We start from the raw sequence: 26452 nt of genomic DNA, 5'->3' as shown, positions 1-26452 counted from the left end.
TATGGCTGAGAATAAAAATCCAGAGAATACTTTAATTCTTGAAACAACAAAGGGCAGAGTTGTTATTGAGCTTTTTGCTGATTTAGCACCTTGTCATGTTGCACGTATTAAAGAACTGGTACGTGAAGGTGCTTATGATAATGTTATTTTCCATCGCGTTATTGATGGTTTTATGGCGCAAACAGGGGATGTGCAATTTGGAAAGAAGGATAGTGATAAATTCGATTTATCACGTGCTGGTATGGGGGGGGCAGAAAAACCAAATTTAACAGCAGAGTTTTCAAATCTTTCTCATAAGCGTGGTACAGTTTCTATGGCACGGAGTCAGAATCCAAATTCTGCTAACTCTCAGTTTTTTATTTGTTTTGCAGATGCTCCGTGGCTTGATCGTCAATATTCCATATGGGGGCAGGTTGTTGAAGGTATGGAAAATGTTGATAAAATTAAACGTGGTGAACCTGTTGCAGATCCAGATTCAATTACCAAAGCCATTATTGCTGCGGATGTAGAATAGTATAAACTATACTGATTTTAATTATAAGTTTCTAAGAAAAAATACTCTTTTCTGATCAATAAAGGCACACGAAACTCTTTTGTAGTATCACGCTTACCTTTTATAATTTCTAGCTAAGCATTGTCCATATATTTTCTTCAATTGGATCTTCCTGAAGAATATAACGCAAAGGATTTGTACAAATACCTGTCAGAATAAGAAAACGCAAAGTCTATTGTATTATGGTTGTTGTTTGGCAAAGTGTTTTATAAAAAATTCGGCATTTCTCTTCAATCCATTGCCGCTCTTAATGGTTTTATGATGTTACTTTCCTAAGAGAGCGTGTGCTTTTGTTTCTGCTCGTAAATCAACATTCAATCCTAATGCAGAAGCATATTTGAAACACATATTAAGACGGATAAGAGCTTTACTAGCTCATCCAGTTTTCCTAGTAAGGTGGAAAACCAGCATTTATATATTATCGTAATCTTTAAAATAAGAATTAATCTTAGAAGAATATAATAAAGGCGCAGAAGTGAAACAAATGGCTAGTCTTGCCATCTCCTTTTTAATGCAGCTTTACTTTTTTAAAAGTATCTAATGCAATATCTTTTAAATAATGAAGATTATGCATGGACTTACGCTTTTATTTTTCTCGTTTTTTAATAGAGGAATGCTCCAAACGGAATACACTTGTGTTGCTTATTTACGTGTTTTTAAGAAGCATTTCTTAGTGCATATCAACATTCACTTCCACGATGACCTTCATGGCGTGTATAGTTTTAAAGCTATAAATAGTATAAAATCTATTATGCACTACCTTCTTTAAAGCTTGTGAAGGAACAAGCAGGTACCATCATACGTTTTTTCAGACTCTAATGTTACGATAGAGCTTTTGGTATTTGAGAATCTTTACAAAAAGCATTTTTAGTTTTTTTAAGTATTTTTATTTACACGTTAATTTCTTTTGTGAATTATCTTAAATGCCAAGAGCTATCTCAATATTGTGAGTGGATAAGTGATTATGCTCATTTGCGCTTTTATTAAGCGTGAGGATCGCTGTATTCAGTAGATGAAAAATTTTTTATCTGTAAAAGTTAAAGAATATTGTAAGCTGTACAATGCATTCAGAATTTTCTTCTATGGGTACAAAGTTACTGCTTATGGAAGTATGTGAAGATGAAATTATTGTGATAATAATTTTGCAGTTCTGTTAAGGCTTTAGTGCGTTAAGCGTAGGTATTTTGAGGTATGGTATTATAAGGATTTTACTATTTTTTTGGAGCTAGATTATTACTTTTATTATGGTGATTTCTTAACAAGAAATGTTCTTTTATCTCGTTTAATTTTTGATGCTGATTACAATATTGAGCGAATCAAAAATTAATTCATAAAGCTTATGACAATGCTCGTAGGGGATATCTTTTTTCTTTCTATAGAGATATGCATTGGTGGAATCAAAAAGACGAGAGTTATGATAAAGACATTTCAGTATAGAAAAATTGCTCAAGATGGGTATGCACGTCGAGGCGAAATTATAACGGGGCGAGGATGTGTTCGTACACCCGCATTTATGCCTGTTGGGACGGCAGGAACCGTTAAGGCTATGTATATGGATCAAATTCGTGATCTTGGTGCAGATATCATTTTGGGAAATACTTATCATTTAATGTTACGTCCAGGAGCTGAACGTGTTGCGCGTTTGGGAGGATTACATGAATTTTCACGCTGGAGCGGACCTATTTTAACCGATTCTGGTGGCTTTCAGGTTATGTCATTGGCGGGAATCCGTAAAATTACTGAACAAGGTGTGATTTTTCGCTCTTACATTAATGGAGCTTACTATGAAATGAGTCCAGAGCGTTCTATCGAAATTCAAGGACTTCTTGGTGCTGATATCCAGATGCAGTTGGATCAATGTATTGCATTACCAGCAACTGAAAAAGAAATGGAAGAAGCTATGGAACTTTCATTGCGGTGGGCGTTGCGTTGTAAAACAGCTTTTGGAGATCAGCCAGATAAAGCATTGTTTGGGATTGTTCAAGGTGGTGATAATATGAAACTGCGTGAACGTTCTGCTCAAGCATTAAAAGAAATCGATTTAAAAGGTTACGCTATTGGAGGGCTTGCTGTTGGTGAGCCGCAGAGTGTTATGACAGCAGTATTGGATACTACTTGTCCGATTTTACCAGAGGATAAACCACGCTATCTTATGGGAGTAGGGACACCTGATGATATTTTACAAAGTGTTGCACGTGGTGTTGATATGTTTGATTGTGTTATGCCAACGCGTGCAGGACGTCATGGTTTAGCTTTTACCCGCTTTGGTAGAATTAATTTGCGTAATGCGCGTTATGCAGAAGATCCACATCCTCTTGATCCACAGTCACTTTGTCCAGCAGCACATGATTATAGTTGTGCTTATTTGCATCATTTGATCAAATCTGGTGAATCTCTTGGGGGGATGTTGTTGACTTGGAATAATCTTTTTTATTATCAAAAACTTATGCAGGGAATTCGTGATGCCATTGAGGAAGGCTGTTATGCTGATTTTTGCGCTGAAACGTGTGCTCTATGGGCACAAGGACGCTAAAATATTAATCGTAATATAGCACCTCATTTTTTTATTGAATTTATTCTCGCACTTACAAATTTAGTTAAAAATATGAAATTAGAAACATCTTCCAAAATTATAAAATTTCACTATCTTAGGATATAACAGTGCGGTTTTATAAGGGCACATATTCTTTTCTAATTACTATATAAAACAGAAACTGTTACTCCGGTACGCGCTACCTGATCCGGAGAAAAACAGTTTTTCTGTTTCTGATGACTGTTTACAGCAACAATGTTAATGAGGCGTTAGCGAACTCTTAAAGAAGTATGAAAATTGTACTTTTATGAGCTACTTGGTGTTTTTTATTACTAAAGGTAAAGAATGGATTATATACAATCGAACAGATAAATTTTTAGAAAATTAAAATAAAGCTAAAATAAAATTACAAAATTTAAAATGTTATAATTTTATTTTTTAAGTTTTTATATATAAATTTTATTTAAAATAGCTTTATTTAATATTATAAAACTATATATATTATGTCATAATAAATTAAATATTAATCACAATAATTATAATATATTATAAAATATCAATAGATATATTGAAATAAAAATTATTATATTTATTTTATACTTTGTTTATAGAATTTATCTGAAAATAATCAATAATATATTTACGTGAATATTTTAATTTACAGATAGTGAGTTAGATATCTGATGCGATTCCTCTGTGAGGGAGGGGGAAAGATGCCTAAAAGAGGATATTTAATAAATCTAGAAACCAAGCACTATTATCATGAGAATTTTTAAAAGACTCTATAATAATTTATAAGAATGGCCTAGAGTTGAAATTATAGCTTATCGATTTGGGGGATCTGCATTTAGATAGCAAAAATAAAGCAACAATAATTGGGGGAGAGGTTTTATCTTTGTATCAAGATAATGATGAGATATTGTTCACTTGTTTGAAATGCATTATTCAGCAAATTTTAGAATTATTTATAGGGTATAGTATATCGTTGTAAAATAAATTTTTCACCGTAAATTTCAACGGCTAAAAAGAGGAGACAAAGTTTATTATCTGGTAGATCTGATAGAAATAGGTGAATACGTCTATGATCTTGAGGTTTTCAAAGATTTTCCATTAAAGAATCTTACTTAAAACTCCATAAAATGCTTTATATATCAAAATATTTCTAAAACTTTATTGGGGACTATTGGGCATGCGTATAACAATGTTTTGAATTTTTGTTTGTGTGTATTACAGATATTTACAGTTAAAACTCCTATTCAGAAGTGATGATATGAGGGATTCTTATCAACAAAAGGTTCTTGTATTGGGAATTGATTCGAGAATACGACGTTTAATAATTTTAGCTCTTGCCGTGGGCAGTTTTGCTATTGGTACTGCAGAGTTTGTTGCAATGGGGCTACTGCCAGAGATGGCACGAAGTTCCTATGTTGATATTCCTACCGCTGGTCAATATATTTCTGCTTATGCATTAGGAGTTGTGATTGGAGCACCTCTTTTAGCTGTGGCAACAGCTCAGGTATCACGCAAAACTGTTTTGATAGGATTGATGCTTTTTTATGCTTTAGCAAATATTGCTAGTGCCTTTTTTTCTGATTTTAGCATATTAGTAGTATTACGCTTTCTCAGTGGACTTCCCCATGGAATCTATTTTGGACTTGCGGCTATGGTTGCTTCTTCAATGGTAGAAATGAAAGAACGTTCTAAAGCTGTTGGATATGTTATGCTCGGCTTAACAATTGCAACCGTTTTGGGAGCACCAAGTGCTACTTGGATTGGTCAACTTATTGGTTGGCAGATTGCTTTTATCCTTGTGGGTATGATTGCTTTATTGTGTAGCTTGCTTATTTGGAATTTTTTTCCTTGTGATTCAATTTTTCCAAAAACGAATCCTTTGCAAGAAATGGGTGCATTAAAGCAAAAGCAGGTGTGGCTTCTTTTGTTGATGGTTTCGGTGGGAGCGTCAGGATTATTTTCTGTTTTTACTTATATCAAGCCAACGTTAATGCATATTTCTGGTGTTTCACTTGAGTTGGTACCATTTATCATGCCGTTAGTTGGATTGGGTATGGTGGTAGGAAATCTCTTGGGGCCTAAATTGGCCGTTAAAATTGGTATTTCGCCGATGATATTTTTGTCTATGCTTTGGAGCGTATTTGTTTTTTTTGTTTTTTTCTTTTTATCCTATGCTCCGTTAACAGCGGCAATAGGATGCTTTTTTGTTGGAACTTCTTTTGCTGCTATGCCTTCTATACAAACAAAAATTATGGATGTTGCACTACAGGGACAGATTTTGGCAGGAGCATTAATGCAGTCTGCTTTTAATATTGCCAACGCTCTTGGTGCAGAATCTGGAGCATTAGTTTTAAAATTGGGTTATAATTATGAATATACAGCTGTTTTAGGAAGTGTTCTAACTTTGTGTGGATTAATGGTTTTTTGCGTCTCATGGTATATGGAAAAGCATGCTTAATATTTTTCATTTTTAAAATGAAGAAGGAATTTTTATATTTATTTTTAGTTATTGGAATGTCCTGTTGGGTTTTTTAATATGCAGTAAGAAATGCGCAGTGCTAATGGAATAGCAAGACAAAATAAAAGACCCATGAGCACTATAAGAAGAGTTTTTGCTGCTAAGATCATTCCTATTGTTCCTCCAGGATTAAAGAGACCAGCAAGATTGGTGATGACTCCTGCTAGAGTTGCACTTAAGGCCGCTGAAAATAGTTGTACAGAGGTAAGGGATTCACTGGCACGGAGAGCATCTTCATCATTTGCACATTGTAAGATCCTTGTGAGCAAATGTGGCCATGCTATGCCCGCACTGATTCCAATAGAAAACAGTGCTAAGCAAATAATAAAAATATATTTAAGCGCGGAAACTTCTGTTGGGATGAGCCATAAAAGAATCACTATGCCTAACAGTTTTAATAGGGGCGAGTATACAATGATGTTGCGAATTTTTTTTGTGGAGACACCAGCACTTGAGATGGCTCCACATGTCCACCCTAGGCTCATAAGTGCTGCTATATAACCAGCAATAAGTGGAGCTTGCCCATGAAGCTCTTGAAGAAAAAGTGGAAAATAAAGTTCTATACTGTATACGACTGTTGTCATAACAAGTATCAATGCGTAAACAGAAAAGATTTCAGAAGAGAAAGAAAAGGATTTGCGGGGCAACATAGGATGAGGGGTAGATGATTCGATTTTTGCTAGAACAAAGAGAAGACTAAGTCCGATAACTAATCCGCAAATTTTTGCTATTGTAGACTCCATAGCCCCTCCAACAGAAATAATAAAAATCAATAAGGTGAGTATGAAAAGCTGGAGAAGAGGAAGAGGGGGTGTTGGAACATCGTTTTCATTCTTTTTTGGTAAAAATTTAAAGGCGATGAGTGAGAAAAATATAGCTAATACGCCAATGACCAAAAAGGATGCTCGCCATAGGCCATAATATACAGAAAGCCCCCCGATTGCTGGTCCTAACAAGGTTGATATTCCCCACATTCCAGAGATAATACTTAATGCATGTGACCATAAAGATGGGCTGAAAACAATCCGTACCATGGAATAGGATAGGGATAACAAAGAACCACTTCCAAATCCTTGAATAAAGCGTCCTATTAAAAACAATGGCATAGATGAAGAAATGCTGCACATAAAAGTACCTAGGGTGAAGATAAGTCCAGAAATAACATACGCATTGCGAGGACCTAATTTCCCTAATATTTTTGTTGCAAGTGAAGTACCCACGAGTGAAGCTGTAATAAAGACAGTAGCTACCCAAGAATAATATATTTCACTGCCAATATGATTCATAAGAGAGGGTAAAATAGTAATAACAATATAAACGTTGGTGGCGTGTAACACAACTCCACCTGTAAACGTTAAAAAGCAAAGACCATTTTTACCCAATAAAAGCGCAGACCAGCCCTGTTTTTTCACTGTTTTTTGCTATTTAATAAAAATTTATCCTCTTTTTACTTATAAGGTACTTCTTTGAATTTGCCAAGAGAAATTCAAAGCTCTGTTTAGAGCTTTGAATTTTAATTTAAGTAATAACTTAATTGCCCATTGCTTTTTTGAGATTCTCATCAATTTTATCGAGGAAACCTGTTGTAGAAAGCCACTTTTGTTTAGGCCCAATCAAAAGTGCGAGATCTTTAGTCATAAAACCTTCTTCGACGGTTTTAATACAAACTTCTTCCAATGTCGTGGAAAAGTTTTTTAACTTCTCATTGTTATCTAGTTTAGCACGGTGCGCTAGTCCACGCGTCCATGCAAAAATAGATGCAATAGAGTTCGTTGATGTTTCTTCATTCTTTTGATGCTGACGATAATGGCGTGTTACAGTGCCGTGTGCTGCCTCTGCTTCAACAATTTTGCCGTCAGGTGTCATGAGAACAGAAGTCATGAGACCCAGAGAACCAAAGCCTTGGGCAACAATATCAGATTGGACATCACCATCATAGTTTTTACATGCCCATACGTATCCACCTGACCACTTTAATGCAGAAGCAACCATATCATCAATAAGACGGTGTTCGTAATATAATTTACGGTTTTCAAATTCAGTTTTAAATTCTATATCGAATATTTCTTGAAAGATATCTTTAAAACGACCATCGTAAGTTTTTAGAATGGTATTTTTTGTTGAAAGATAAACTGGAACATTCCGTTGTAGTCCATAATTAAAGGATGCGCGGGCAAAATCACGAATTGACTCATCAAGGTTATACATAGCCATGGCAACCCCTGCGCTTGGAGCATCAAAAACATCATGTTCAATAATTTGATTATCATCACCGACAAATTTAATACTTAATTTCCCTTTTCCTGGAAATTTAAAATCTGTTGCCTTGTATTGATCACCGAAAGCGTGACGTCCGATAATAATTGGCTTTGTCCAGTTAGGAACAAGGCGAGGGACATTTTTACAGATAATGGGTTCGCGAAAAATGACTCCTCCTAAAATATTGCGGATTGTGCCATTAGGTGATTTCCACATTTTTTTTAGGTTAAATTCTTTAACGCGTGCCTCATCAGGTGTGATGGTTGCGCATTTTATACCAACCCCATATTTTTTGATAGCATTGGCAGAATCGATAGTTACCTGATCATTGGTTGCATCACGATTTACGACGGAAAGATCATAATATTTTAGATCAATGTCGAGGTAGGGATGGATTAATTTATCTTTGATATATTTCCAGATGATGCGGGTCATCTCATCCCCATCAAGTTCAACAACGGGGTTTTCTACTTTGATCTTTACCATTAGAAATCCTTTTTCTTTTAAGCGATACTACTTGTATAACACTTTCAAGTTTATAATGAAAAGTAAAAACAAGGGAAAAAAGCTTTCAAATATGAGCTTTTAGAATATATATCAATAGAGTGTAAAATTTTGTTGGAGGGTTTAATTTTTGAAAAGAAGTGATGTGTTTGCAAATCTATAATTATTCTATGATTGATGAAGAATCTGTTTAATAGATAAGGTAGTTAGATCACCGGGGGACAGGGATTATGCATCTTTATTATCAGAGATTCCATTTAATAAGTTGATCGTATTCTGAATTATAGTTTCTTGATTTGTTGTGTTAGGTGAATAAGAAACTATTTTTATATTGCTATTTCAATTCTAAACTTATGGTCTGTTTGTTTATAAAAAGTTTAATGTGATAACAAAGGCACTGTAATTAGAAATGCTTCATATAAAATGCGTTTGGGAGAAACTTCAATTTTGAAGGTTGGAAAAAACGTATAAATAATGCGGCTGGTTTTAATTTAAAAATTAACAACAGACGCAAAAATATGACTTATAAATTACCGTATCGCGAGCTAGAATCTTCTAATTCTTATGTTTTATCGATTCTTATTGTTATTAACTGTGTGCAGTAAAGCACTATCCTCGAAATGCAACAAAGAAATTAATCACCTAATGATTCTTGTATCCTTTTTACGAAGAGATTCCTTTTAAAATCTTATTCCCTCATTTTTATTTATGCATCCCTCATTTTAAAAAAAACAAATAAAATGAATATATTACACATAGAAAAAAGAAACATGGTACGCCCAAGGGGAATCGAACCCCTGTTTCCGCCGTGAAAGGGCGATGTCCTAACCGCTAGACGATGGGCGCAAACCAATGATGAGGCTTATAGAGAGGATCTTTTTACTTCGCAAGCCCTCTGTGTCATTTTTTTTGAAAAAAGTGTGTTTTATTGAATAATTTTTGAGCGATTCCTGTTTGGATCATTTTATTTTCTAAGATTTTTTGTAGAAAAAATATAAAGTTATCATGATTGATAGAAAATTTTGATGTGGGTATCATCTCAGGGAATGATATTTTCAGTTTGAGGAGTAGGCAAAAATGATCAAAAGCAGCATTTTTAATGTATTTATTTTTTGCATATTTTATTGTTTGTTATCTTTGCTCACCACATGAGAATATTATTTAACTTGCTTGAAAGAGCCTTTATACAGAAAGACTTCTCATTTGAGCTTATCATAAAGCAAAAACTGTATAATTTATGAAGTGGCAAGACAATATTTATTACCAAATTAACAAATAATACCAATCATACAAAAGTTTTTTTGAGGAACAAGCCACAGATTCCTTTCAGTTTAACAAAATATAAAAAGATTCTTTACAATAAAAATATTAAAGCAATTTTTACAGAATATATTAAAAAATAATTTTCTTATATTTACTTTTACATGACTGTAAAATTTTTAAAATTAAAAACCATTCATTTGTTCTTTCACATATTGAGAAGTTCTTGATTTGAAAATGAATTAGCGTGGATAAACGGTAAATTGAGTTTTTTGTCATTTCAATTCGCTAGTTTTGCAAAGAGGTGGTAATAAAAAGAGGTGGTAATAAGTTGAGATAAAATATTCGAATTTTGCAAATTTATTCTCCATATTTATAATATTTCAGAATTATGATGTACACATATCAAGTCTTGTTTTTTACTTTAATGTAAGGTTCTATTTTGATATATGAGTGCGTTAAGATTTTTGCATTAAAGATTTATAGTTAAAGCTATGGAATGGTAGGAAGGAATGTGTTATCATTTACTGATCTACTTTATTTTGTCCATTCCCTTAATTTATCATATGAAAGAATGTTTTTTGTTCCATACTTGTTGATTTAGAAGAGATTTTTTTATTATTTCTTACCAAGTCTTCAATATTCTTTAACTTGTTATTGATTATTTTTAGAACTTTTCTTTATGGAAACTTGTATTTATAAGTTTTACAGATTTTCATTCTGAATTAGATATTTTATAAAGATTCTGAAAGCTTTGAAGACAATAAATATTATATTTTTAGGAATGTTGATTGAACAAGCGGGGATAATTCTATTAGAGAAAATGAATGAATAGAGCAGGGTATTTCTTTTGTTCTTATGAACATAAGTACTTTTTGTGTTGATTGGCACATCATTTAAACGATTTTTCAATGAAGATAGGGATCAGTGGTTAATAATGGCAGAAGCTTTAAAAGTTGGTGTTGCGGGACTTGGTACAGTTGGTACTTCAGTTGTTCGAACTCTATGTGAAAAAGCGAATAGTTTAGCTTGTCAATGTGGACGATTCATCAAAGTTGTTGCTGTTAGTGCGCGTGATAAAGGTCGCAATCGTGAAATTGATCTTAGTGGTATAAAATGGTTTGATTCACCTGTGGAGTTGGCTGCTTCTGATGAGATTGATGTTTTTGTAGAGTTAATTGGTGGTGAATTGGATGTGGTGTATACCGCTGTTAAGAGAGCGCTTGAGGCGGGACATCATGTTGTAACAGCCAATAAAGCTCTTCTTGCTCGACATGGAGTAGAGCTCGCTATAATTGCAGAAAAAAAGGGTGTTTTTCTTCATTTTGAAGCAGCTGTTGCAGGGGGAATTCCTGTTATCAAAGCGATGAGAGAATCACTTGTTAGTAATCGCATATCGCGAATTTATGGTATTCTCAATGGAACCTGTAATTATATATTAACACGTATGTTTACGGAAGGTCTTTCATTTAAAGATTGTTTAGCAGATGCACAGAGACTTGGGTATGCTGAAGCAGATCCAAGTTTTGATATTGAGGGAAATGATACTGCTCATAAATTAGCTTTGTTGACAAGCTTGGCATTTGGGACTGCTGTTTCGTTAGATGATGTTTATGTTGAAGGAATTCATAATATTTCGCAAATTGATATTCGAGCAGCTGATGAATTGGGGTATCGGATTAAGCTTTTAGGGGTTGCATTAAAAACGGATTCTGGAATAGAGCAACGCGTTCATCCAACAATGGTACCAACATCCTCAATGATTGCACAGATAAATGGTGTAACCAATGCTCTTTCTATTCAAAGTGATTTATTAGGTGAATTACTGTTTTCTGGTCCTGGCGCCGGAGGAAAGGCAACAGCATCAGCCGTTATTGGTGATTTGGCTGATATAGCAAAAGCGCGTTCTGGTTTTCAGTATGCACCTGTTTTAAGACGCCCAGCATTAGAACTTGCTCCTCATAAAAAAGCACGTATTTCGCATCATGCAGGTGGTTATTTTATTCGTTTAAATGTTCATGATCGTACTGGTGTTTTTGCCGCGGTCGCAAGGCATATGGCTGATAATCACATCTCATTGGAGTCGATTGTTCAAAGATCTTTTGTAGAAGATCAAATTGAAAAAACAATTATTTTAATTACGCATGAAACAACAGAGGTGAATGTACGACAGGCACTTGCAGAAATTGAAAAAGATGGACATCTTGTTGCAAAATCTCAATTTATTCGTATTGAACCTATGGCAGAGAATTGATAACTTATCTTGATAATGACAAAAGTCACGCTTGGGTTCCTTTATCTCTTGTGGAAAATTTTCATTTTTGCCAAAAAACTTTATTCTTAGTATTTAATAAGGACTCATATTTTTTCTGGTATTCATTCGGTAGGATTTTTTCATATGCCCACAACTCAGAAGATTTTAAATGGACTTGATCGTATTTTGACGCTTGAATTGGTACGTGTTACTGAACGTGCTGCTGTTGCTGCTGCACGCTGGCGCGGACGTGGCGATGAAAAGGCAGCGGATCAAGCTGCTGTAGATGCAATGCGGCAGGAACTTAATCGATTGCCTATTGATGGTACAGTGGTGATTGGCGAAGGTGAGCGGGATGAAGCGCCTATGCTTTATATTGGAGAAAAAGTAGGTCTTCAAAGTGGATTGGCGATCGATATTGCACTTGATCCACTAGAGGGAACAACACTTTGTGCTAAAAATATTGCCAATTCTTTGGCAGTAGTTGCAATTGCTGAAAAGGGTAATCTCCTTTATGCCCCTGATGTTTATATGAACAAAATTGCTATTGGTCCTGGTTATCCAAAGGGAGTAGTCGATATAGATGCTTGTCCTACCGATAATATACATGCTCTTGCGAAGGCTAAAGGAGTGACTGTTAATCAGATTGTTGTTTGTATTATGGATAGACCTCGTCATGAAAAATTGGTTAATGAAGTACGAGCGACAGGGGCGTCGATTCGCTTGATTGGGGATGGAGATGTGGCTGCTGTTATTGATACAACTGATCCAGAAGAAACAGGTATTGATATCTATATGGGGATTGGTGGAGCACCTGAAGGTGTCTTAGCTTCTGCTGCTTTGCGCTGCATTGGAGGACAGATGCAAGGTCGTTTGCTGCTTGATACAGAAGAGAAAATTGCTCGTGCAGCTAAAATGGGGATTAGTGATCCCAATAAGGTTTATACAATGGAAGAAATGGCAAAGGGTGATGTTTTGTTTTCAGCAACAGGGGTGACAGATGGCAATATGCTTTCTGGTGTTAAATTTACATCTCGTTACATTCAAACGGAAACTCTCGTAATGCGCTCCCATACGGGTACAGTCCGTAATATTAAAGCAAAGCATAGAAATCATTCGAAATTTGATTAATGCTTTCTTTTTTTGTCACTAAAAATAGAGGGAGTTTTTCTAGGAAATACGCTTCCATGAATCTACTTTCATGGAAGCGTTTATAGATATGAGAATACCTTATTATTATGAGAGCTGGACAGAATGTACCCAGCCATTTTTATCTTCTATGTTCCCTTTTTGAATGCCAACCAATTGTGTACGAAGCTGCTTTGTAACTTCTCCAACTGTTTCATTTCCAATAATAAATTCTCCCCCTTTATACCTAAAACGACCAATTGATGTGACAACGGCAGCTGTACCACAAGCAAAAACTTCTTTAAGGTGTCCACTCTTTGCATCTTCTTGAAGCGCTGCAAAAGAATAAGGACGCTCTTCTATTTTTAATTCCATTTGTTGCGCTAACCTTAAGATTGAATCACGGGTTATCCCTGGAAGGATAGTTCCATTAAGTGGGGGGGTTACAAGTGTATTATTGTCCATAATAAAGCAGACATTCATACCACCAAGTTCTTCAATCCATTTATGTTCAATCATATCAAGGAAAAGTACTTGGCTACAATTATTTTCAGTTGCAGTTTTTTGTGCAAGTAAGCTTGCTGCATAGTTTCCACCACATTTGGCAGCTCCTGTTCCTCTTGGACCGGCACGACTATAATCTGTTTCAATCCAGACGCTGACAGATTTTTCTTCTCCTTTGAAATAGGATTCAACTGGAGAGGCTATGACACAAAAAAGATATTCTTGAGAAGGGCGGACTCCCAAAAAGTTTTCATTGCCAAACATAAATGGACGGATATAGAGGCTAGCGTTGGGCTGATCAGAAACCCATTTTTGATCAATCTTTACTAATTGATGAACGGCATCCAGAAAAATATCTTTTGGCAATTCTGGCATAGCTAAACGCCTCGCTGATTCTATAAAGCGTTGTGCATTGGCATCAGGACGGAAGAGCAAGATGCGTCCATCTTTTGCGCGATATGCTTTTAAACCCTCAAAAATTTCCTGTCCGTAATGTAAAACGGTACTTGCAGGGTTAATTTCTAAAGCTTTGTATTGAGAAATGATGGCATTATGCCAGCCTTTGTCTTCAGTCCATTGAATAGTACACATGTAGTCTGTAAAAAATTGACCAAAACCGGGACTTTTTAAAATTTCTTCACATTTTTCTTCTGACAGAGGAGATGGGTGTTTTTCTATTTTAAAGGGAAGCGACGATATAGGAGATTTCATAAAAAACCTTTTGAGTATGTTTCATTTTTATTAATAAAAATAATGAAATATTTTGATTATAACTCTATTATTAACAAAACCTTTGTGTCAATGTTTTATTATAGAACATAAAGGAGTTTATTATAGAATTCAAAGGTATGGTAGGTATTTTAATTCTACTCTCGCCTCTTTTTCTCAACTTTATGAAGTAAGCTGGAACTTTTTTCTATAATTATCGTTTTCTCACAATAAGTATCTGAATAATTTCATATATGCATATTTTCTAGAAATTAAAAGGTAAGGGAATTGAGAAAAGGAATCTACTATGATTGATAAAAATTATTACACATATGAAGAACGTATGGCAGCAGAAAGAAGAGATAGTGAACAACGTGTTTCAATTGCTAAGGGTATTTTTGCTATTCTTCTTGCGGTCGTTATTCTCTGGTTTGTTTTTGGTTTTTTAGGATCTTTTTTTGCAAAATCTCCTGAACATAGTTCGCGTTATAATACTCCAGAAACAAGCCAAAGCGTAACAACGCCCAAAAAAGATTTAAATTCGCTTCCTTCTGTACCTTATACTTATAAGGGTACGGAGTGATTTTTTATAAATATAATCTTTTAGATAGGACGAAAATCGACGTAGACTAAAGAATAAAGTCAGCGCAAAGACATAAAAAAGATTAGACGATTTTAATTTCTGAAGTTTTTGATAAGTAATTAAATGGTATGGAAATAAATAATGCAACGGTTTTAATAACCGTTGCATTATTTATTTAGCGCGTGATGAAGCAACTTCCTCCAGAACTTTTAATGGTTTCACAAAGGATTATGGCTTCATTACGGTCTTGTGTTTGAATCCGAACACGGTAATAAGTGCCTTTTCCTGGTATAAAAGCGGATTGAATATTTAAAGAACGGGTACCGATAAGCAATCCAAATTTAGATTTCATATTTTTTAAAGAATTTCTAGCGAGCTCATACGTTGGTTGAGATGCAAGTTGTACGTAATAACTTTCTGAATTTTGTGCTGCGACTCTGTTTCGTGATATGGGGCGAGACGCGGCTGGTGTTTCAACTTGTGTATTTCTTTCTGCATGAGAAGGGATAGGGATAAATTTTTCTTCAATATTTGAGCTAGAATTATTTTCTGCGATTATTTTATCAATATTATTTTTGAGATCATGATCTTTTTCTTGGTCGTTTATATCAGAATCATGCGACGAAACAAGGGACGAATCTTGAAGTTCATTAGAAGTTTGATCAATGCTTTCTTCAGATTGAGCAGCAGTTTTGCTGTTTGTTTGATGCGCGGGGGCTAGTGTAACTGTACCATCTTGATTGACAATAACAGTTTGTACTTCTCGCATTGGAATAGTATGGTTTATGGCTTCTGTGACTGCATCTTCAACATCAGATTCATTTAAAGACGATGAGGAAACGTTTGAAGATTCTTCAGGGTTTAATTCTTTTAAATTTTCAGGTTGTTCAGAGTTATCAATAAGAAATTGTTGTGTATTTTCTTGTTTCTCATTTTGTTCAGTTGTTTGTTTATAGATATCTAAATTATGTGCAACATCATTTTTCGTTTCAGTTGTTTCTGGTTTGAATTTAAAAGGCGTATTATCAGCGTGGATAATGACCGTTTCTTCATTTTTTTGTGATGGCATAAAAAAATGAGAATAACCAGCAAACCCAAGTCCTATTAAAATAAGTATAAAAAAACCTTTAACGAAAGTTTTACTAAAAATAAAACTTTTTAAGGGAGGAGGAGCTGGTGGATGCGTGGGAACCTCATCTGAGCTTGTATATGATGAATTCTCGCTAAAAGGGGGAAAATTATATTCCATATTGGCAGAAGAAAAATAGTCGGAATTTTGTTCTTTAGAGTTTATATAAACACCTTCTTTTGAATTTTGCATAGACTGATGAAAAACTTCACTAAAAACCTCATTTTTCTGTTGTTTTTGAGAAAAATTATCCGTTGGGACATTTCCTACATTAAGTACATCAGCAAATTCTTCTTCTAAACCACCACTAGTTGGCACATCATATTCTGGCGCTTCATACGGGATTTCTGGAACCATAATAGGACCAGTTTTTTCTACGATTTCCTCTGAAAATTTATAAGTATCAACATTGGGAGGGGGAGTATCTCTGTGCGTATAGTTATAGGCAAAAAAGCCATCCGTTTGTTTTGTATTTAAAGAGGGGGATGAGGAAAGAAACTCATCTAAATTATTTTCATTATATGAAATTTCTCTATTTGGGTTAGAGGCATCTTCGGCGTTATTGATGTATTGGGCTCGAGCCTCATCATATATCGGAACTTTTTCGCCATAAGTTTCTTGTTGTGAGGGGGGGGCTGCAAAAAAATGGGGATAATTGGTTGTATGATCTTCTTGTGAAGCCCCCTTTAAATAAGATTGTCTATCAACTGGTGGAGAATCTAAAGGTGAGGAGAAGGTACTTGTTGTTTGATTTCTTGCAGTGTTTTGTCTTTCTGACACAAGATTAGAAGATGAGAAAAACTCATTTTCCTCTGTAGAAGAGGAGACATCAGGATAATCTTTTTTAATCCAATTTTCTTGATCAGCTGAAATTTTATAGGGATAGTTTATAGGAGTGTCATAGAGGTTTTGATTGTCCTCATAAGTTTTTTGTATATTCGTAGTCTCAGTTTGTTGTGAATTTATTTGTGAAAAACGATTGGTTTGTTCAACATCTTCTGGCATCTCTCTCTTATTTTCGTGCTTTTCAGATTTATCAAAAAAGAAATTTTCTGATTCTGATTGTGACATAAGATTACTTTTTTCAAGAAAAGGATCAGCGCTGGTTGCTGTTGTTTTTTGTTGAGGTGATTGATTTCTTGGGATTGGTAATGGAGAAAGCGCATCTAAAATTTGTTCTTCATCATGACTGCTAGGTGAAGAATATTCCTCTTCAGATAAATTATTTTGTTTTGAATGGTTGAAAGAAGCAGCTTGTGCAATATCTGAGGCTGTTGCGTTGCTGGTTGCATGCAAGTCCCATTGTTTTTTTTGATTATCAAAAGGTAAGTCATGTGCTAAATTATTTTCAAGTTCCTCTTCTAGAAAGGACAAATCAAAATCATCATCATGGGATGATGTTTCGGGGTGAGATGTTGATCGATCTGTTTTTAAAGAAGATTGCTCATTTTGGTTTCCGTTTTGTTTGTGCGGATTAAAAATGCGCGTAAGCCTTTCTAAAGGATCATGGTGTTCATGATCGTGTTTTGTTTCGTGTAGATTTTTGCGATCGTTATCGCTCATAGCTTTTCTCACATGATGGTTTGCACTTACGTGCAATCAATGGTTGATTTTGATTTGTTATATTAAAATTATAAATTTTCCCCCTCTCATGCAAGGATACATGAAAAAGTTTATCAATAGAGTACCTATTGTATGTATTTATAGAACTTTTTCAACGCATTTCTATCGGTGCTTCGACTCCTATGATGGTAAGCCCTGATGATAAAATATTGATAACAGCTTGTATCAATCCTAATCTTGCAAAGGATAACTCTTTATCATCAGGTTGAATAAAGCGTAAATTGAGATTTTCACTCCCTTTATTCCAATGGGTGTGAAAGCTGGAGGCAAGGTCATAAAGATAAAACGCTAATCGATGCGGTTCTTTATGAATTACGGCCTGTTCAATGATACGTGGATATTCAGAAAGTTTGCGTATTAACAATATTTCATGGTCATCTGTTAATCGATGAAGATGGGCAATCAATGTATCATTTGAAAAGCTTTTAATATGAAGCACTTCTTGTGCTTGACGAAAGACTGAGTGACAACGTGCACTTGCATATTGTACGTAAAAGATGGGGTTATCTTTTGATTGTTCTGTTACTTTTGCAAAATCAAAATCAAGAGGTGCTTCACACTTACGGTATAGCATCATAAAACGCACAGGATCACGCCCAACCTCTTCGACAACATCCCGTAGAGTGACGAAAGATCCTGCTCTTTTTGACATGCGTACAGGATGACCGTTGCGAAAAAGTTTTACCAATTGACACAAGAAGACACTTAATTTAGCTTTATCCCCAGAAATTGCTTTTGCCATTGCCTCTAGCCGCTTTACATAGCCAGCATGGTCTGCGCCTAGAATATAAATCATTTCATCAAAATGACGATTAAATTTATCCCGAAAATAAGCAACATCAGCAGCAAAATAAGTGTAAGAACCGTCAGATTTGACTAAAACACGGTCTTGGTCATCACCGACGTTTGTTGAACGGAACAAAGTTTGTTCGCTTGGTTCCCAGTCTTCTGTATTTTGTCCTTTGGGAGGGGGGAGTTTTCCTTTGTAGATATAACCATTTAAAGTGAGGTCGTTGATGGTGTTACGAATGGCGCGTGCATTATCTGCATAAAGCATTCGCTCAGAGAAAAAGATATCATGATAAATATTAAGAGCAGCCAAATCTTCGCGAATCATGGACATCATTGCATGAATTGCACGTTCTTTCACAAGAGATAAGACTTCATCTTTATCCATCGTGAGGAGTTGGTCACCAAACTCTTGAGCAAGCGATTGACCCAATGGTATCAAGTATTCTCCAGGATAGAGTCCTTCTGGAATTTCATTAATTTCTTGCCCAAGAGCCTCACGATAGCGCAATAGTACAGAATGGGCGAGGACTTCGATTTGTTGACCCGCATCATTGATATAGTATTCTTTTGTAATGTTATAGCCCGTAAATTGTAGCAAATTGGAGAGAACATCCCCAACAACCGCTCCGCGGCAGTGTCCTACATGCATTGGTCCCGTGGGATTTGCTGAGACATATTCAACATTGACGCATTTTCCTTGTCCCATTGGAATACGACCATAAGAAGAGCCTAATTCAAGCATGGATTTTATAGCATCTTGCCAAAATAATTTTGTAAGCTTTATGTTTATAAAACCAGGACCGGCAACATCTATATTTTCGATAGAGGAATCATTTTTAAGAAGTTCTATGATTTTATCTGCAAGTGCACGTGGATTGATTCCAATAGATTTTGCAAGCACCATAGCAGCATTGGTTGATAAATGACCATGAGAGGAATCACGCGGAGGATCAACAGTGATTTTTGATAAATCTGGAGCTTCTCCATTTTTTCCTTTTATATCAGATAATTCAATTGATCTCTTAATTTTTTTTTCGAAGTTTTTAAAGATATTCATATTTAGCTTCCATGATGATGCCAAAAGCCATTAAACGAAATTATCTGTATGGTCAAATAAACGCTGATATTCACGTAGAGCGTAGTGATCCGTCATGCCTGAAAGAAAGTCAGCAATCAAACGTGCTAACTCTTGATTTTTTAAGTGCACTGTTTTGCTCTGCCAACTTTCAGGCATTGTATTTGGATTTTCATAATAACAATTGAATAATTTTTGTACAATGCATTTTGCTGCATTGCGACGACTAAGAACTTGTTCATGGTAGTAAAGATTTTTAAATAAAAAGTTTTTTAGTTCTTTTTCATAAACGGTCATTGTCGGTGAAAAGGTGACAATAGTTTGTTTTGCTTGGTGAATATCGTTTATGCTTGTTGGTTTGATGCGTGCTAAATTTTTTTGTGACTGTTTGATAACATCTTCAACCATGGTTGTTATTTGTCTTCGTACAAGTGTGTAACCGCGACGCGTTTGGTCGAGGTGGGGATGCTCATCTGTTATATCTTTTAATATTGCTGCTGTTAGTGAAACATGTTCAAATTGATCGAGTGTTAAAAATTGCGAACGTAGACCATCATCAATATCATGCGCATTGTATGCGATATCATCTGCAATAGCAGCACATTGCGCTTCTAGTCCTGCAAAACAATCGAGTGCAAGGTCTTGCTCTGCATTGTATTGTAAAATATCGATAGGAACTTCCTTATTCTTCGCGTGAGGACCTAAAAGGGGACCATTATGCTTTACAAGTCCTTCGAGGGTTTCCCATGTAAGGTTAAGTCCATCAAAATTTGCATAGCGCTGTTCTAGTTTTGTGACAATGCGTAATGCTTGTGCATTATGATCAAAGCCGCCATAATGTACCATGGCTTCATTAAGTGCATCTTCTCCAGCATGGCCAAAGGGCGTGTGTCCAAAGTCGTGAACAAGGGCAATGGCTTCGGCAAGGTCTTCATCAAGACACAGGGCACGGGCTAATGTTCTTGCAATTTGAGAGACCTCTATGGAATGGGTTAGGCGAGTACGATAATGATCGCTTTCGTCAGCAATAAATACTTGCGTTTTATGTTTAAGACGTCGAAATGCATTAGAATGGATAATACGATCTCTATCTCGTTGAAAAGGTGAGCGTGTGGTACTCATCGTTTCATGGTATAATCGACCACGGCTTGTTTGCGGATGAGCACTGTACACTGCTCGAGATTGGTAATTAAAGTTGATATTGCCTATATCCATTGCAAGTTGCCCATTATCATCTTAAAATTGAGAGTGTTTTATGACAAATAAACTGCTCTTTGAGTATGGGATACTCTTTCTTGATGGTTTAATGCAAGGATATATAAAATGAATGTGAAAATTTCAGATGTTGCTGCCAAAAAAATTGCACAGATACTTTTGCGTGAACCCGATAAAATAGCATTACGTATTTCTGTTGAAGGTGGTGGGTGTTCTGGTTTTTCTTATAAATATGACTTGGTTTCTGAAATGTGTGAAGATGACCTCGTCCTCAAAAAAGACGGGGCAGTTGTGTTTATTGATTTACTATCACTTCCTTTTATGGAAGGAGCTGAGATTGATTTTTTTGATGATCTTATGGGGCAGTCTTTTCAAATCCACAATCCCAATGCTGTTTCATCGTGTGGTTGTGGTGTAAGTTTCTCAATTTAAAATGATGGCTGTGTGATATTGTTTCTTGAAAAAAAGATCATGTTGGTCAACAATGCAAAAATGGGTATTCTTATAAAAATAGTGCACCGATGTGTATGGTTGTGCGTGGTGCTTGCTTTATTGACTTGGAGCCACTGTGCTTTTTCTGAAGCAGGAGAAGGACAAGATCAGCAGCAGAGACAATCAAGGAGTTTTATTGTAAAGACTCAAGAGCAGGAGAACGAAAACTTAGCATCTCAAACACAACTCATTTTGAATGCTCGATTAACAAATAGTCATCCGGATATTGAAAAAGGGCTTGTCTGGCGGGTTTATGCCCCTATTCTAGGGATTGATAATAAATTACCATTAGTGGCAACCTATAAGGGGGGAAGTGCACGTTTTGATCTCGAACCAGGAAATTATCTTGTTCATGTCTCATTTGGTCATATGAGTGCTGTGCGCCATATTCGTTTAGAAAATGGGCAGAGTCTTGTAAAAAACTTTAATCTTGAGGCTGGTGGTGTCATTTTAAATGCAACACTGCTCAATGGCGTAATGAATGAAAAGGAACTCCGTTTTACCATTTATGAGGATGAAAAAGAAAATGATGATACGGGAGTGATTATATCAAATGTTAAACCCCAATCAGTTGTGCGTTTAAAAGCTGGCCGCTACCATGTTGCTTCCCATTATGGTTCTATTAATGCGACGGCTCGTTCCGATATTCAAGTGGATGCGGGTAAAATAACAGAAGTTACTCTTGAACATCAGTCCGCTCAGATTGTCTTAAAGTTGGTGCGACAAGAAGGAGGGGAAGCGCTTGCAGATACAAGTTGGTCTCTTGCCAATGATTCTGGTGATATCGTTTATGAAACAGTTGGTGCGTATGTTTCACTCGTATTAGCGGAGGGAGAGTATATTGCAATTGCTAAAAATAAAGATAAAATCTATCAAAAAGTTTTTTCAGTCGTTTCTGGTCATGATGAAGATATAAGTGTGGTGGCGAATGAAGAAAATATGCAACAAATTGATGAAGATGTGGATTGATCGTTGTTCATGGGGGTAAACTATGATGAAAGACGGGGTATGAATTTTGATTGAAATTTCAACAGTTGGTGTGTTTTTTGCTGGGGCACTCTCTTTTTTGTCACCATGCGTTTTGCCATTAGTTCCTCCTTATTTGTGCTATATGGCAGGGGTTGGTATTGATGATTTTCGTTCAGAAAAGCCTGATGAGAAAGTCTTTATCCGGTGGGCTTTATTATCTTCTGTTATTGCTTTTGTTCTTGGGTTTACGACTGTTTTTGTTGCTTTAGGTGCCAGTGCTAGTACAATTGGGAAATTCACCGGTTATTATCGTGATTGGTTTGCCCTTGCTGCTGGAATTGTCATTATTATTTTTGGTTTAAATTTTTGGGGGATTTTCAAGATCGCTTTTTTATTTCGTGAGGCGCGTTTTCAGACCAAAAAAACACCTGCTGGTCCTTTAGGCGCGTATATTATCGGTTTAGCTTTTGCCTTTGGTTGGACACCGTGTATTGGCCCTATTTTAGGTCCTATTATAACGCTTGCTGGAACAAAAGAAACTGTGGGAGAGGGAGCTGTTCTCTTAGCGGTTTATGCATTAGGTCTTGCTATTCCTTTTATGTTAGCAGCTTTATTTTCGAGCAGTTTTATGCGATTTTTAGGAGCTTTTCGTATTCATTTAGGAAAAGTTGAAAAAATCATTGGTGTTTTTCTTATTCTTACAGGGATTTTGTTTTTAACAGGTTCTATGCAGGATCTTTCATTTTGGCTTTTAGAACATTATCCTTCGTTGAATTATATTGAAGATATTCGTTGGCACAGTATTATGAATTTTTTTGGATTTTCTCGTTAGTCTTATGTGTTTTATGGTTAGAAGTTGTCTTTCTATTGTTCTTGCCGCAGGTGAGGGGACGCGCATGAAATCGTCTCTGCCTAAGGTACTTCATAAAATTGCTGGATTGCCTCTTATATGCCATGTTCTAAAACAAATAGAATTGGCAGGCTCTTCACAATTAGCGGTTGTTGTGGGATATGGTGCTAAGGAGGTTATGCACGTTGTTCAGTCATTTGTAAAAGATGTAATGATTTTTGAACAAAAAGAGCGTTTAGGAACTGCCCATGCTGTTTTGTCTGCTCGTTTAGCTTTGCAAAAGGAGGTGGATGATGTGCTCATTGTTTTTGGGGATACTCCTCTCATTCAGCAAGATTCATTGCACCAAATGCGTGCACAGCTTGCTGATGGAGCAGATGTTGTTTTTGCAGGTTTTCATACCAAACATCCAACAGGTTATGGGCGTCTTCTCGAGAAAAATGGTCAATTGATTGCAATTGTAGAAGAAAAAGACGCTAGCGATGAAGAAAAAAAGATTTCTTTTTGTAATGGTGGAATACTCGCTATGCGTGGAAAACATGCACTTTCTCTTTTAGAGAAAGTTGGTAATAATAATGTGAAAAAAGAATATTACTTAACAGATATTGCTTCTCTTGCAACACGCGAAGGATTAGATGTGCGTGTTGTTGAAGTTCCTTTTGAAGATATTGTAGGAATTAACAACGGTCTTGAGCTTTCTGAGGCTGATTCTTTGTGGCAAAAACGTAAAGCGCGCGATTTAATGTTATCGGGTGTTACACTCTTAAAGCCAGAAACACTCTATTTTTCTTATGATACAGAAATTGAACCAGGGGTGGTGATAGAACCAAATGTTTATTTTGGGTTAAACGTAAAAGTACAATCTGGTGCGGTTATTCATGCATTTAGTTATCTCGAAGGTGCTGTGGTTGGTAGAGATGCACAGATTGGTCCCTATGCACGTTTGCGTCCTGGAACAGAGTTGGCTAAGTCCGTAAAGATTGGAAATTTTTGTGAAGTCAAACAAGCTAAGGTAGGAGAATCTTCTAAAATCAATCATTTAAGTTATATTGGTGATGCCGAAATTGGTGCACATACCAATATTGGAGCCGGTACGATTACTTGCAATTATGATGGATTTAACAAATATAAAACCATGATTGGTGATCATGCTTTTGTTGGGTCTAATACGGCACTTGTTTCCCCATTGGTAATAGGGGATGGCTCTTATGTTGCTTCAGGAAGTGTTATTACTGAAAATATTCCTATGAACAGTATGGCTTTTGGGCGTGCACGACAGGTTATAAAAGAGGGCTATGCGATAAAATTTCGAGAGCGTTTGTTAGAAAACAAACAGAAAAAATGATTATTTTCAGCTTATTCTTTTGTTTCGTGTTAATCTAACGATGGATGGAAGATTTATTCTTAAAGATTGCCGTATTCCATGTTTGAATTATTTTTATTATTTATAGTTTTAAATAAAGGCTGTTGGATTGTTTTGTAAAATTTGAATCTTAAGATGTGGGTTGGAGCTTTTTAATGTGTGGAATTATTGGAGTTCTTGGAAAGAGGTGTGTTACGTCCTCTTTGGTTGAGGGGTTAAAACGTCTTGAATATAGAGGGTATGATTCATCTGGGGTGGCAACGGTCCATAATGGGCATCTTTATCGTGTACGTGCTGAGGGGAAGCTTGTTCATTTAGAAGAAAAATTAAAAAAAACACCTCTGGAGGGAAGTTTAGGGATTGGTCATACCCGTTGGGCTACGCATGGAATTGCTGTTGAACGCAATGCGCATCCCCATGTGACTGAAAAGCTTGCGATTGTTCATAATGGTATTATTGAAAATTTTGTAGAACTGCAAAAGGAACTCATAGAGGATGGTTGTATCTTTGAAACAGAGACGGATACGGAAGTTATTGCACATTTAATAACGCGTGCATTAAAAGATGGTCTTTCTCCGCAAGAAGCCATACGTACCAGTTGGAAAAGGCTGCAGGGGGCTTTTGCTATTGCTCTTATTTTCGAAGGTGAAGATAACCTTATGATTGCGGCTTGTTCTGGTCCACCTCTGGCAATTGGTTATGGAAAAGATGAATTTTTTGTGGGGTCAGATGCCATTGCTTTGGCACCATTCGTTGATTATATTAGCTATATGGAAGATGGGGATTGGGCTGTTCTCACACGGGAAGGTGTTACAATTTATGATGCTAATAACCAACCGGTAAAACGTCCTGTGACGACATTACTTGAAGGGGCTTTATTGATTTCTAAGGGTAATCATCGTCATTTTATGCACAAGGAAATGTTTGAACAACCTGAAGTGATTTCTCATAATTTGGCACATTATCTTGATCTTGGAAATTATGTCGTTCGACCGCTTGAGAATTTGATTGATTGGAAAAATATTCATCGGCTTCTTTTTGCGAGTTGTGGAACGGCATATTATTCAACCTTAGTTGCGCGCTATTGGTTTGAGAAATTTGCCGCTTTAAGTGTTGATAATGATGTTGCTTCGGAGTTTCGTTATCGTGAACCTCCTATAACGTCTGATGTGTTATCGCTGTTTGTTTCTCAATCTGGTGAGACAGCTGATACATTGGCTTCTTTGCGTTATTGTCGTGAGCGGGGTGTAAAAACAGCAACAATTGTGAATGTAGAGCAATCAACAATGGCAAGGGAGGCTGATTTTATTCTCCCAACACTTGCCGGACCGGAAATAGGTGTTGCTTCAACAAAAGCTTTTACCTGTCAATTGGCAACGCTTGCTTCACTCGCTCTTAGTGCGGCTAAACAACGTGGCTATCTCTCGGCTCAAATAGAAAAGCAACTGGTTCAACAGTTGGCAGAAATTCCACGTATTTTAAATGAGGTCTTAAAATTAGAGAGAAAAATTGAATGTATTTGTCGTGATTTGGTGAATGCAAAAAGTGTTCTTTATCTGGGACGTGGAACTTCTTATCCGATTGCTTTGGAGGGAGCTCTTAAACTGAAAGAGCTTTCTTATATTCATGCTGAAGGTTATGCGGCAGGTGAATTAAAGCATGGACCAATTGCTCTGGTGGATGAGACAATACCCGTTATTGTTGTTGCACCTTATGATCGGTGGTTTGAAAAAACTTTTTCTAATATGCAAGAAGTGGTAGCGCGTAATGGTCGTATTATTTTAATAACCGATAAAAAAGGAGCAGAGGTGGCTTGTCTTAAGACTTTATCAACGATCACTTTGCCAGATGTTCCAGAATTTATTTCTCCTATTATTTATGCACTCCCTGTTCAGTTAATCGCTTATCATACGGCTGTTTTATTAGGAACAGATGTTGATCAACCCCGTAATTTAGCAAAATCAGTCACGGTTGAATAACAGTATATTTCTGAATCTTTTGGAGAATAATCAAGTGTAAGAAATTGATTTATAATGAAACTTATTTTTTCATTTTCTCTGTTGAACGAGAATGCTGTAGACAGTTTTTTTCTTTCTCAATCCTTTACGATAAAACGAAAAATATTTTC

17 protein-coding genes and 1 tRNA gene are annotated in these 26452 nt (G+C 36.0%); 11 read left to right on the top strand and 7 right to left on the bottom strand.

What is annotated here, in order from left to right; translation table 11 throughout:
* The first annotated feature begins 1 nt into the window (after position 1).
* From ACFIMX_RS06120 to ACFIMX_RS06110, 3 genes are all read left to right on the top strand, one after another.
* On the top strand, positions 2-514 hold the full coding sequence (locus ACFIMX_RS06120; RefSeq protein WP_375617764.1) for a peptidylprolyl isomerase: 513 nt from the start codon (positions 2-4) through the stop codon (positions 512-514).
* A 1453-nt stretch (positions 515-1967) separates the two neighbouring features.
* Positions 1968-3086 carry a tRNA guanosine(34) transglycosylase Tgt gene (gene tgt / locus ACFIMX_RS06115; protein WP_375639869.1) on the top strand — a complete coding sequence of 373 codons (1119 nt, stop codon included), beginning with the start codon at positions 1968-1970 and terminating at the stop codon, positions 3084-3086.
* Between the two features lie 1270 nt (positions 3087-4356).
* Complete coding sequence (locus ACFIMX_RS06110) at positions 4357-5556, top strand: MFS transporter (RefSeq protein WP_375617766.1); 1200 nt, start codon at positions 4357-4359, stop codon at positions 5554-5556.
* 44 nt (positions 5557-5600) lie between these two features.
* Here the strand turns inward: ACFIMX_RS06110 and ACFIMX_RS06105 are convergent, their stop codons facing one another.
* From ACFIMX_RS06105 to ACFIMX_RS06095, 3 genes are all read right to left on the bottom strand, one after another.
* Entirely contained in the window at positions 5601-7028 is a 1428-nt protein-coding gene (locus ACFIMX_RS06105; protein WP_375617767.1) for an MFS transporter, read from the bottom strand.
* A 118-nt stretch (positions 7029-7146) separates the two neighbouring features.
* On the bottom strand, positions 7147-8361 hold the full coding sequence (locus ACFIMX_RS06100; RefSeq protein ID WP_375694183.1) for an NADP-dependent isocitrate dehydrogenase: 1215 nt from the start codon (positions 8359-8361) through the stop codon (positions 7147-7149).
* A gap of 789 nt (positions 8362-9150) precedes the next feature.
* A tRNA-Glu gene (locus tag ACFIMX_RS06095) sits at positions 9151-9225 on the bottom strand.
* Between the two features lie 1351 nt (positions 9226-10576).
* On the opposite strand from ACFIMX_RS06095, the gene ACFIMX_RS06090 reads away from it, so the two are divergent.
* Both ACFIMX_RS06090 and glpX read left to right on the top strand, forming a co-directional pair.
* A complete protein-coding gene (locus tag ACFIMX_RS06090) occupies positions 10577-11893 on the top strand; it encodes a homoserine dehydrogenase (RefSeq protein ID WP_375617769.1) in 1317 nt (438 codons plus the stop codon).
* Positions 11894-12037: 144 nt separating this feature from the next.
* Entirely contained in the window at positions 12038-13024 is a 987-nt protein-coding gene (glpX, locus tag ACFIMX_RS06085) for a class II fructose-bisphosphatase (protein ID WP_375617770.1), read from the top strand.
* 105 nt (positions 13025-13129) lie between these two features.
* Here glpX and ACFIMX_RS06080 read toward each other — a convergent pair whose 3' ends face one another.
* Positions 13130-14236 (bottom strand): branched-chain amino acid aminotransferase, encoded by a 1107-nt coding sequence (locus ACFIMX_RS06080; protein WP_375617771.1) that lies wholly within the window; start codon positions 14234-14236, stop codon positions 13130-13132.
* A 304-nt stretch (positions 14237-14540) separates the two neighbouring features.
* Between ACFIMX_RS06080 and ACFIMX_RS06075 the strand changes: the two genes are divergently transcribed.
* Positions 14541-14816 carry a hypothetical protein gene (locus ACFIMX_RS06075; protein WP_375617772.1) on the top strand — a complete coding sequence of 92 codons (276 nt, stop codon included), beginning with the start codon at positions 14541-14543 and terminating at the stop codon, positions 14814-14816.
* A gap of 175 nt (positions 14817-14991) precedes the next feature.
* Here ACFIMX_RS06075 and ACFIMX_RS06070 read toward each other — a convergent pair whose 3' ends face one another.
* The 3 genes from ACFIMX_RS06070 to ACFIMX_RS06060 all read right to left on the bottom strand — a co-directional run bounded on the left by ACFIMX_RS06070 (position 14992) and on the right by ACFIMX_RS06060 (position 20650).
* Complete coding sequence (locus ACFIMX_RS06070) at positions 14992-17508, bottom strand: SPOR domain-containing protein (RefSeq protein WP_375694182.1); 2517 nt, start codon at positions 17506-17508, stop codon at positions 14992-14994.
* 151 nt (positions 17509-17659) lie between these two features.
* Positions 17660-19417 carry an arginine--tRNA ligase gene (gene argS / locus ACFIMX_RS06065; protein WP_375639863.1) on the bottom strand — a complete coding sequence of 586 codons (1758 nt, stop codon included), beginning with the start codon at positions 19415-19417 and terminating at the stop codon, positions 17660-17662.
* 30 nt (positions 19418-19447) lie between these two features.
* Positions 19448-20650 (bottom strand): deoxyguanosinetriphosphate triphosphohydrolase, encoded by a 1203-nt coding sequence (locus tag ACFIMX_RS06060; protein ID WP_375694181.1) that lies wholly within the window; start codon positions 20648-20650, stop codon positions 19448-19450.
* 108 nt (positions 20651-20758) lie between these two features.
* Here ACFIMX_RS06060 and ACFIMX_RS06055 point away from each other — a divergent pair, with 108 nt between their 5' ends.
* From ACFIMX_RS06055 to glmS, 5 genes are all read left to right on the top strand, one after another.
* On the top strand, positions 20759-21082 hold the full coding sequence (locus ACFIMX_RS06055) for a HesB/IscA family protein (protein WP_375639862.1): 324 nt from the start codon (positions 20759-20761) through the stop codon (positions 21080-21082).
* A gap of 39 nt (positions 21083-21121) precedes the next feature.
* Positions 21122-22111 carry a carboxypeptidase regulatory-like domain-containing protein gene (locus ACFIMX_RS06050; protein WP_375694199.1) on the top strand — a complete coding sequence of 330 codons (990 nt, stop codon included), beginning with the start codon at positions 21122-21124 and terminating at the stop codon, positions 22109-22111.
* Between the two features lie 43 nt (positions 22112-22154).
* Positions 22155-22943 carry a cytochrome c biogenesis CcdA family protein gene (locus tag ACFIMX_RS06045; RefSeq protein ID WP_375694198.1) on the top strand — a complete coding sequence of 263 codons (789 nt, stop codon included), beginning with the start codon at positions 22155-22157 and terminating at the stop codon, positions 22941-22943.
* Between the two features lie 13 nt (positions 22944-22956).
* On the top strand, positions 22957-24306 hold the full coding sequence (gene glmU, locus ACFIMX_RS06040) for a bifunctional UDP-N-acetylglucosamine diphosphorylase/glucosamine-1-phosphate N-acetyltransferase GlmU (RefSeq protein WP_375694180.1): 1350 nt from the start codon (positions 22957-22959) through the stop codon (positions 24304-24306).
* A 173-nt stretch (positions 24307-24479) separates the two neighbouring features.
* Positions 24480-26303, top strand: coding sequence for a glutamine--fructose-6-phosphate transaminase (isomerizing) (gene glmS, locus ACFIMX_RS06035; RefSeq protein ID WP_375694179.1), 1824 nt, complete (start codon positions 24480-24482; stop codon positions 26301-26303).
* Positions 26304-26452: the final 149 nt, after the last annotated feature.

The sequence above is a fragment of the Bartonella sp. AD24XZML genome, from assembly GCF_042196485.1.
Taxonomy (GTDB): domain Bacteria; phylum Pseudomonadota; class Alphaproteobacteria; order Rhizobiales; family Rhizobiaceae; genus Bartonella.
This window is presented reverse-complemented; position numbering and strand designations above follow the sequence as displayed.

Coding starts and splice junctions, on each gene's coding strand:
- ACFIMX_RS06120 (WP_375617764.1), top strand. CDS start 2: ATGGCTGAGAATAAAAATCCAGAGAATACTTTAATTCTTGAAACAACA.
- tgt (WP_375639869.1), top strand. CDS start 1,968: ATGATAAAGACATTTCAGTATAGAAAAATTGCTCAAGATGGGTATGCA.
- ACFIMX_RS06110 (WP_375617766.1), top strand. CDS start 4,357: ATGAGGGATTCTTATCAACAAAAGGTTCTTGTATTGGGAATTGATTCG.
- ACFIMX_RS06100 (WP_375694183.1), bottom strand. CDS start 8,361: ATGGTAAAGATCAAAGTAGAAAACCCCGTTGTTGAACTTGATGGGGAT.
- ACFIMX_RS06090 (WP_375617769.1), top strand. CDS start 10,577: ATGGCAGAAGCTTTAAAAGTTGGTGTTGCGGGACTTGGTACAGTTGGT.
- glpX (WP_375617770.1), top strand. CDS start 12,038: ATGCCCACAACTCAGAAGATTTTAAATGGACTTGATCGTATTTTGACG.
- ACFIMX_RS06080 (WP_375617771.1), bottom strand. CDS start 14,236: ATGAAATCTCCTATATCGTCGCTTCCCTTTAAAATAGAAAAACACCCA.
- ACFIMX_RS06075 (WP_375617772.1), top strand. CDS start 14,541: ATGATTGATAAAAATTATTACACATATGAAGAACGTATGGCAGCAGAA.
- ACFIMX_RS06070 (WP_375694182.1), bottom strand. CDS start 17,508: ATGAGCGATAACGATCGCAAAAATCTACACGAAACAAAACACGATCAT.
- argS (WP_375639863.1), bottom strand. CDS start 19,417: ATGAATATCTTTAAAAACTTCGAAAAAAAAATTAAGAGATCAATTGAA.
- ACFIMX_RS06060 (WP_375694181.1), bottom strand. CDS start 20,650: ATGGATATAGGCAATATCAACTTTAATTACCAATCTCGAGCAGTGTAC.
- ACFIMX_RS06055 (WP_375639862.1), top strand. CDS start 20,759: ATGAATGTGAAAATTTCAGATGTTGCTGCCAAAAAAATTGCACAGATA.
- ACFIMX_RS06050 (WP_375694199.1), top strand. CDS start 21,122: ATGTTGGTCAACAATGCAAAAATGGGTATTCTTATAAAAATAGTGCAC.
- glmU (WP_375694180.1), top strand. CDS start 22,957: ATGGTTAGAAGTTGTCTTTCTATTGTTCTTGCCGCAGGTGAGGGGACG.
- glmS (WP_375694179.1), top strand. CDS start 24,480: ATGTGTGGAATTATTGGAGTTCTTGGAAAGAGGTGTGTTACGTCCTCT.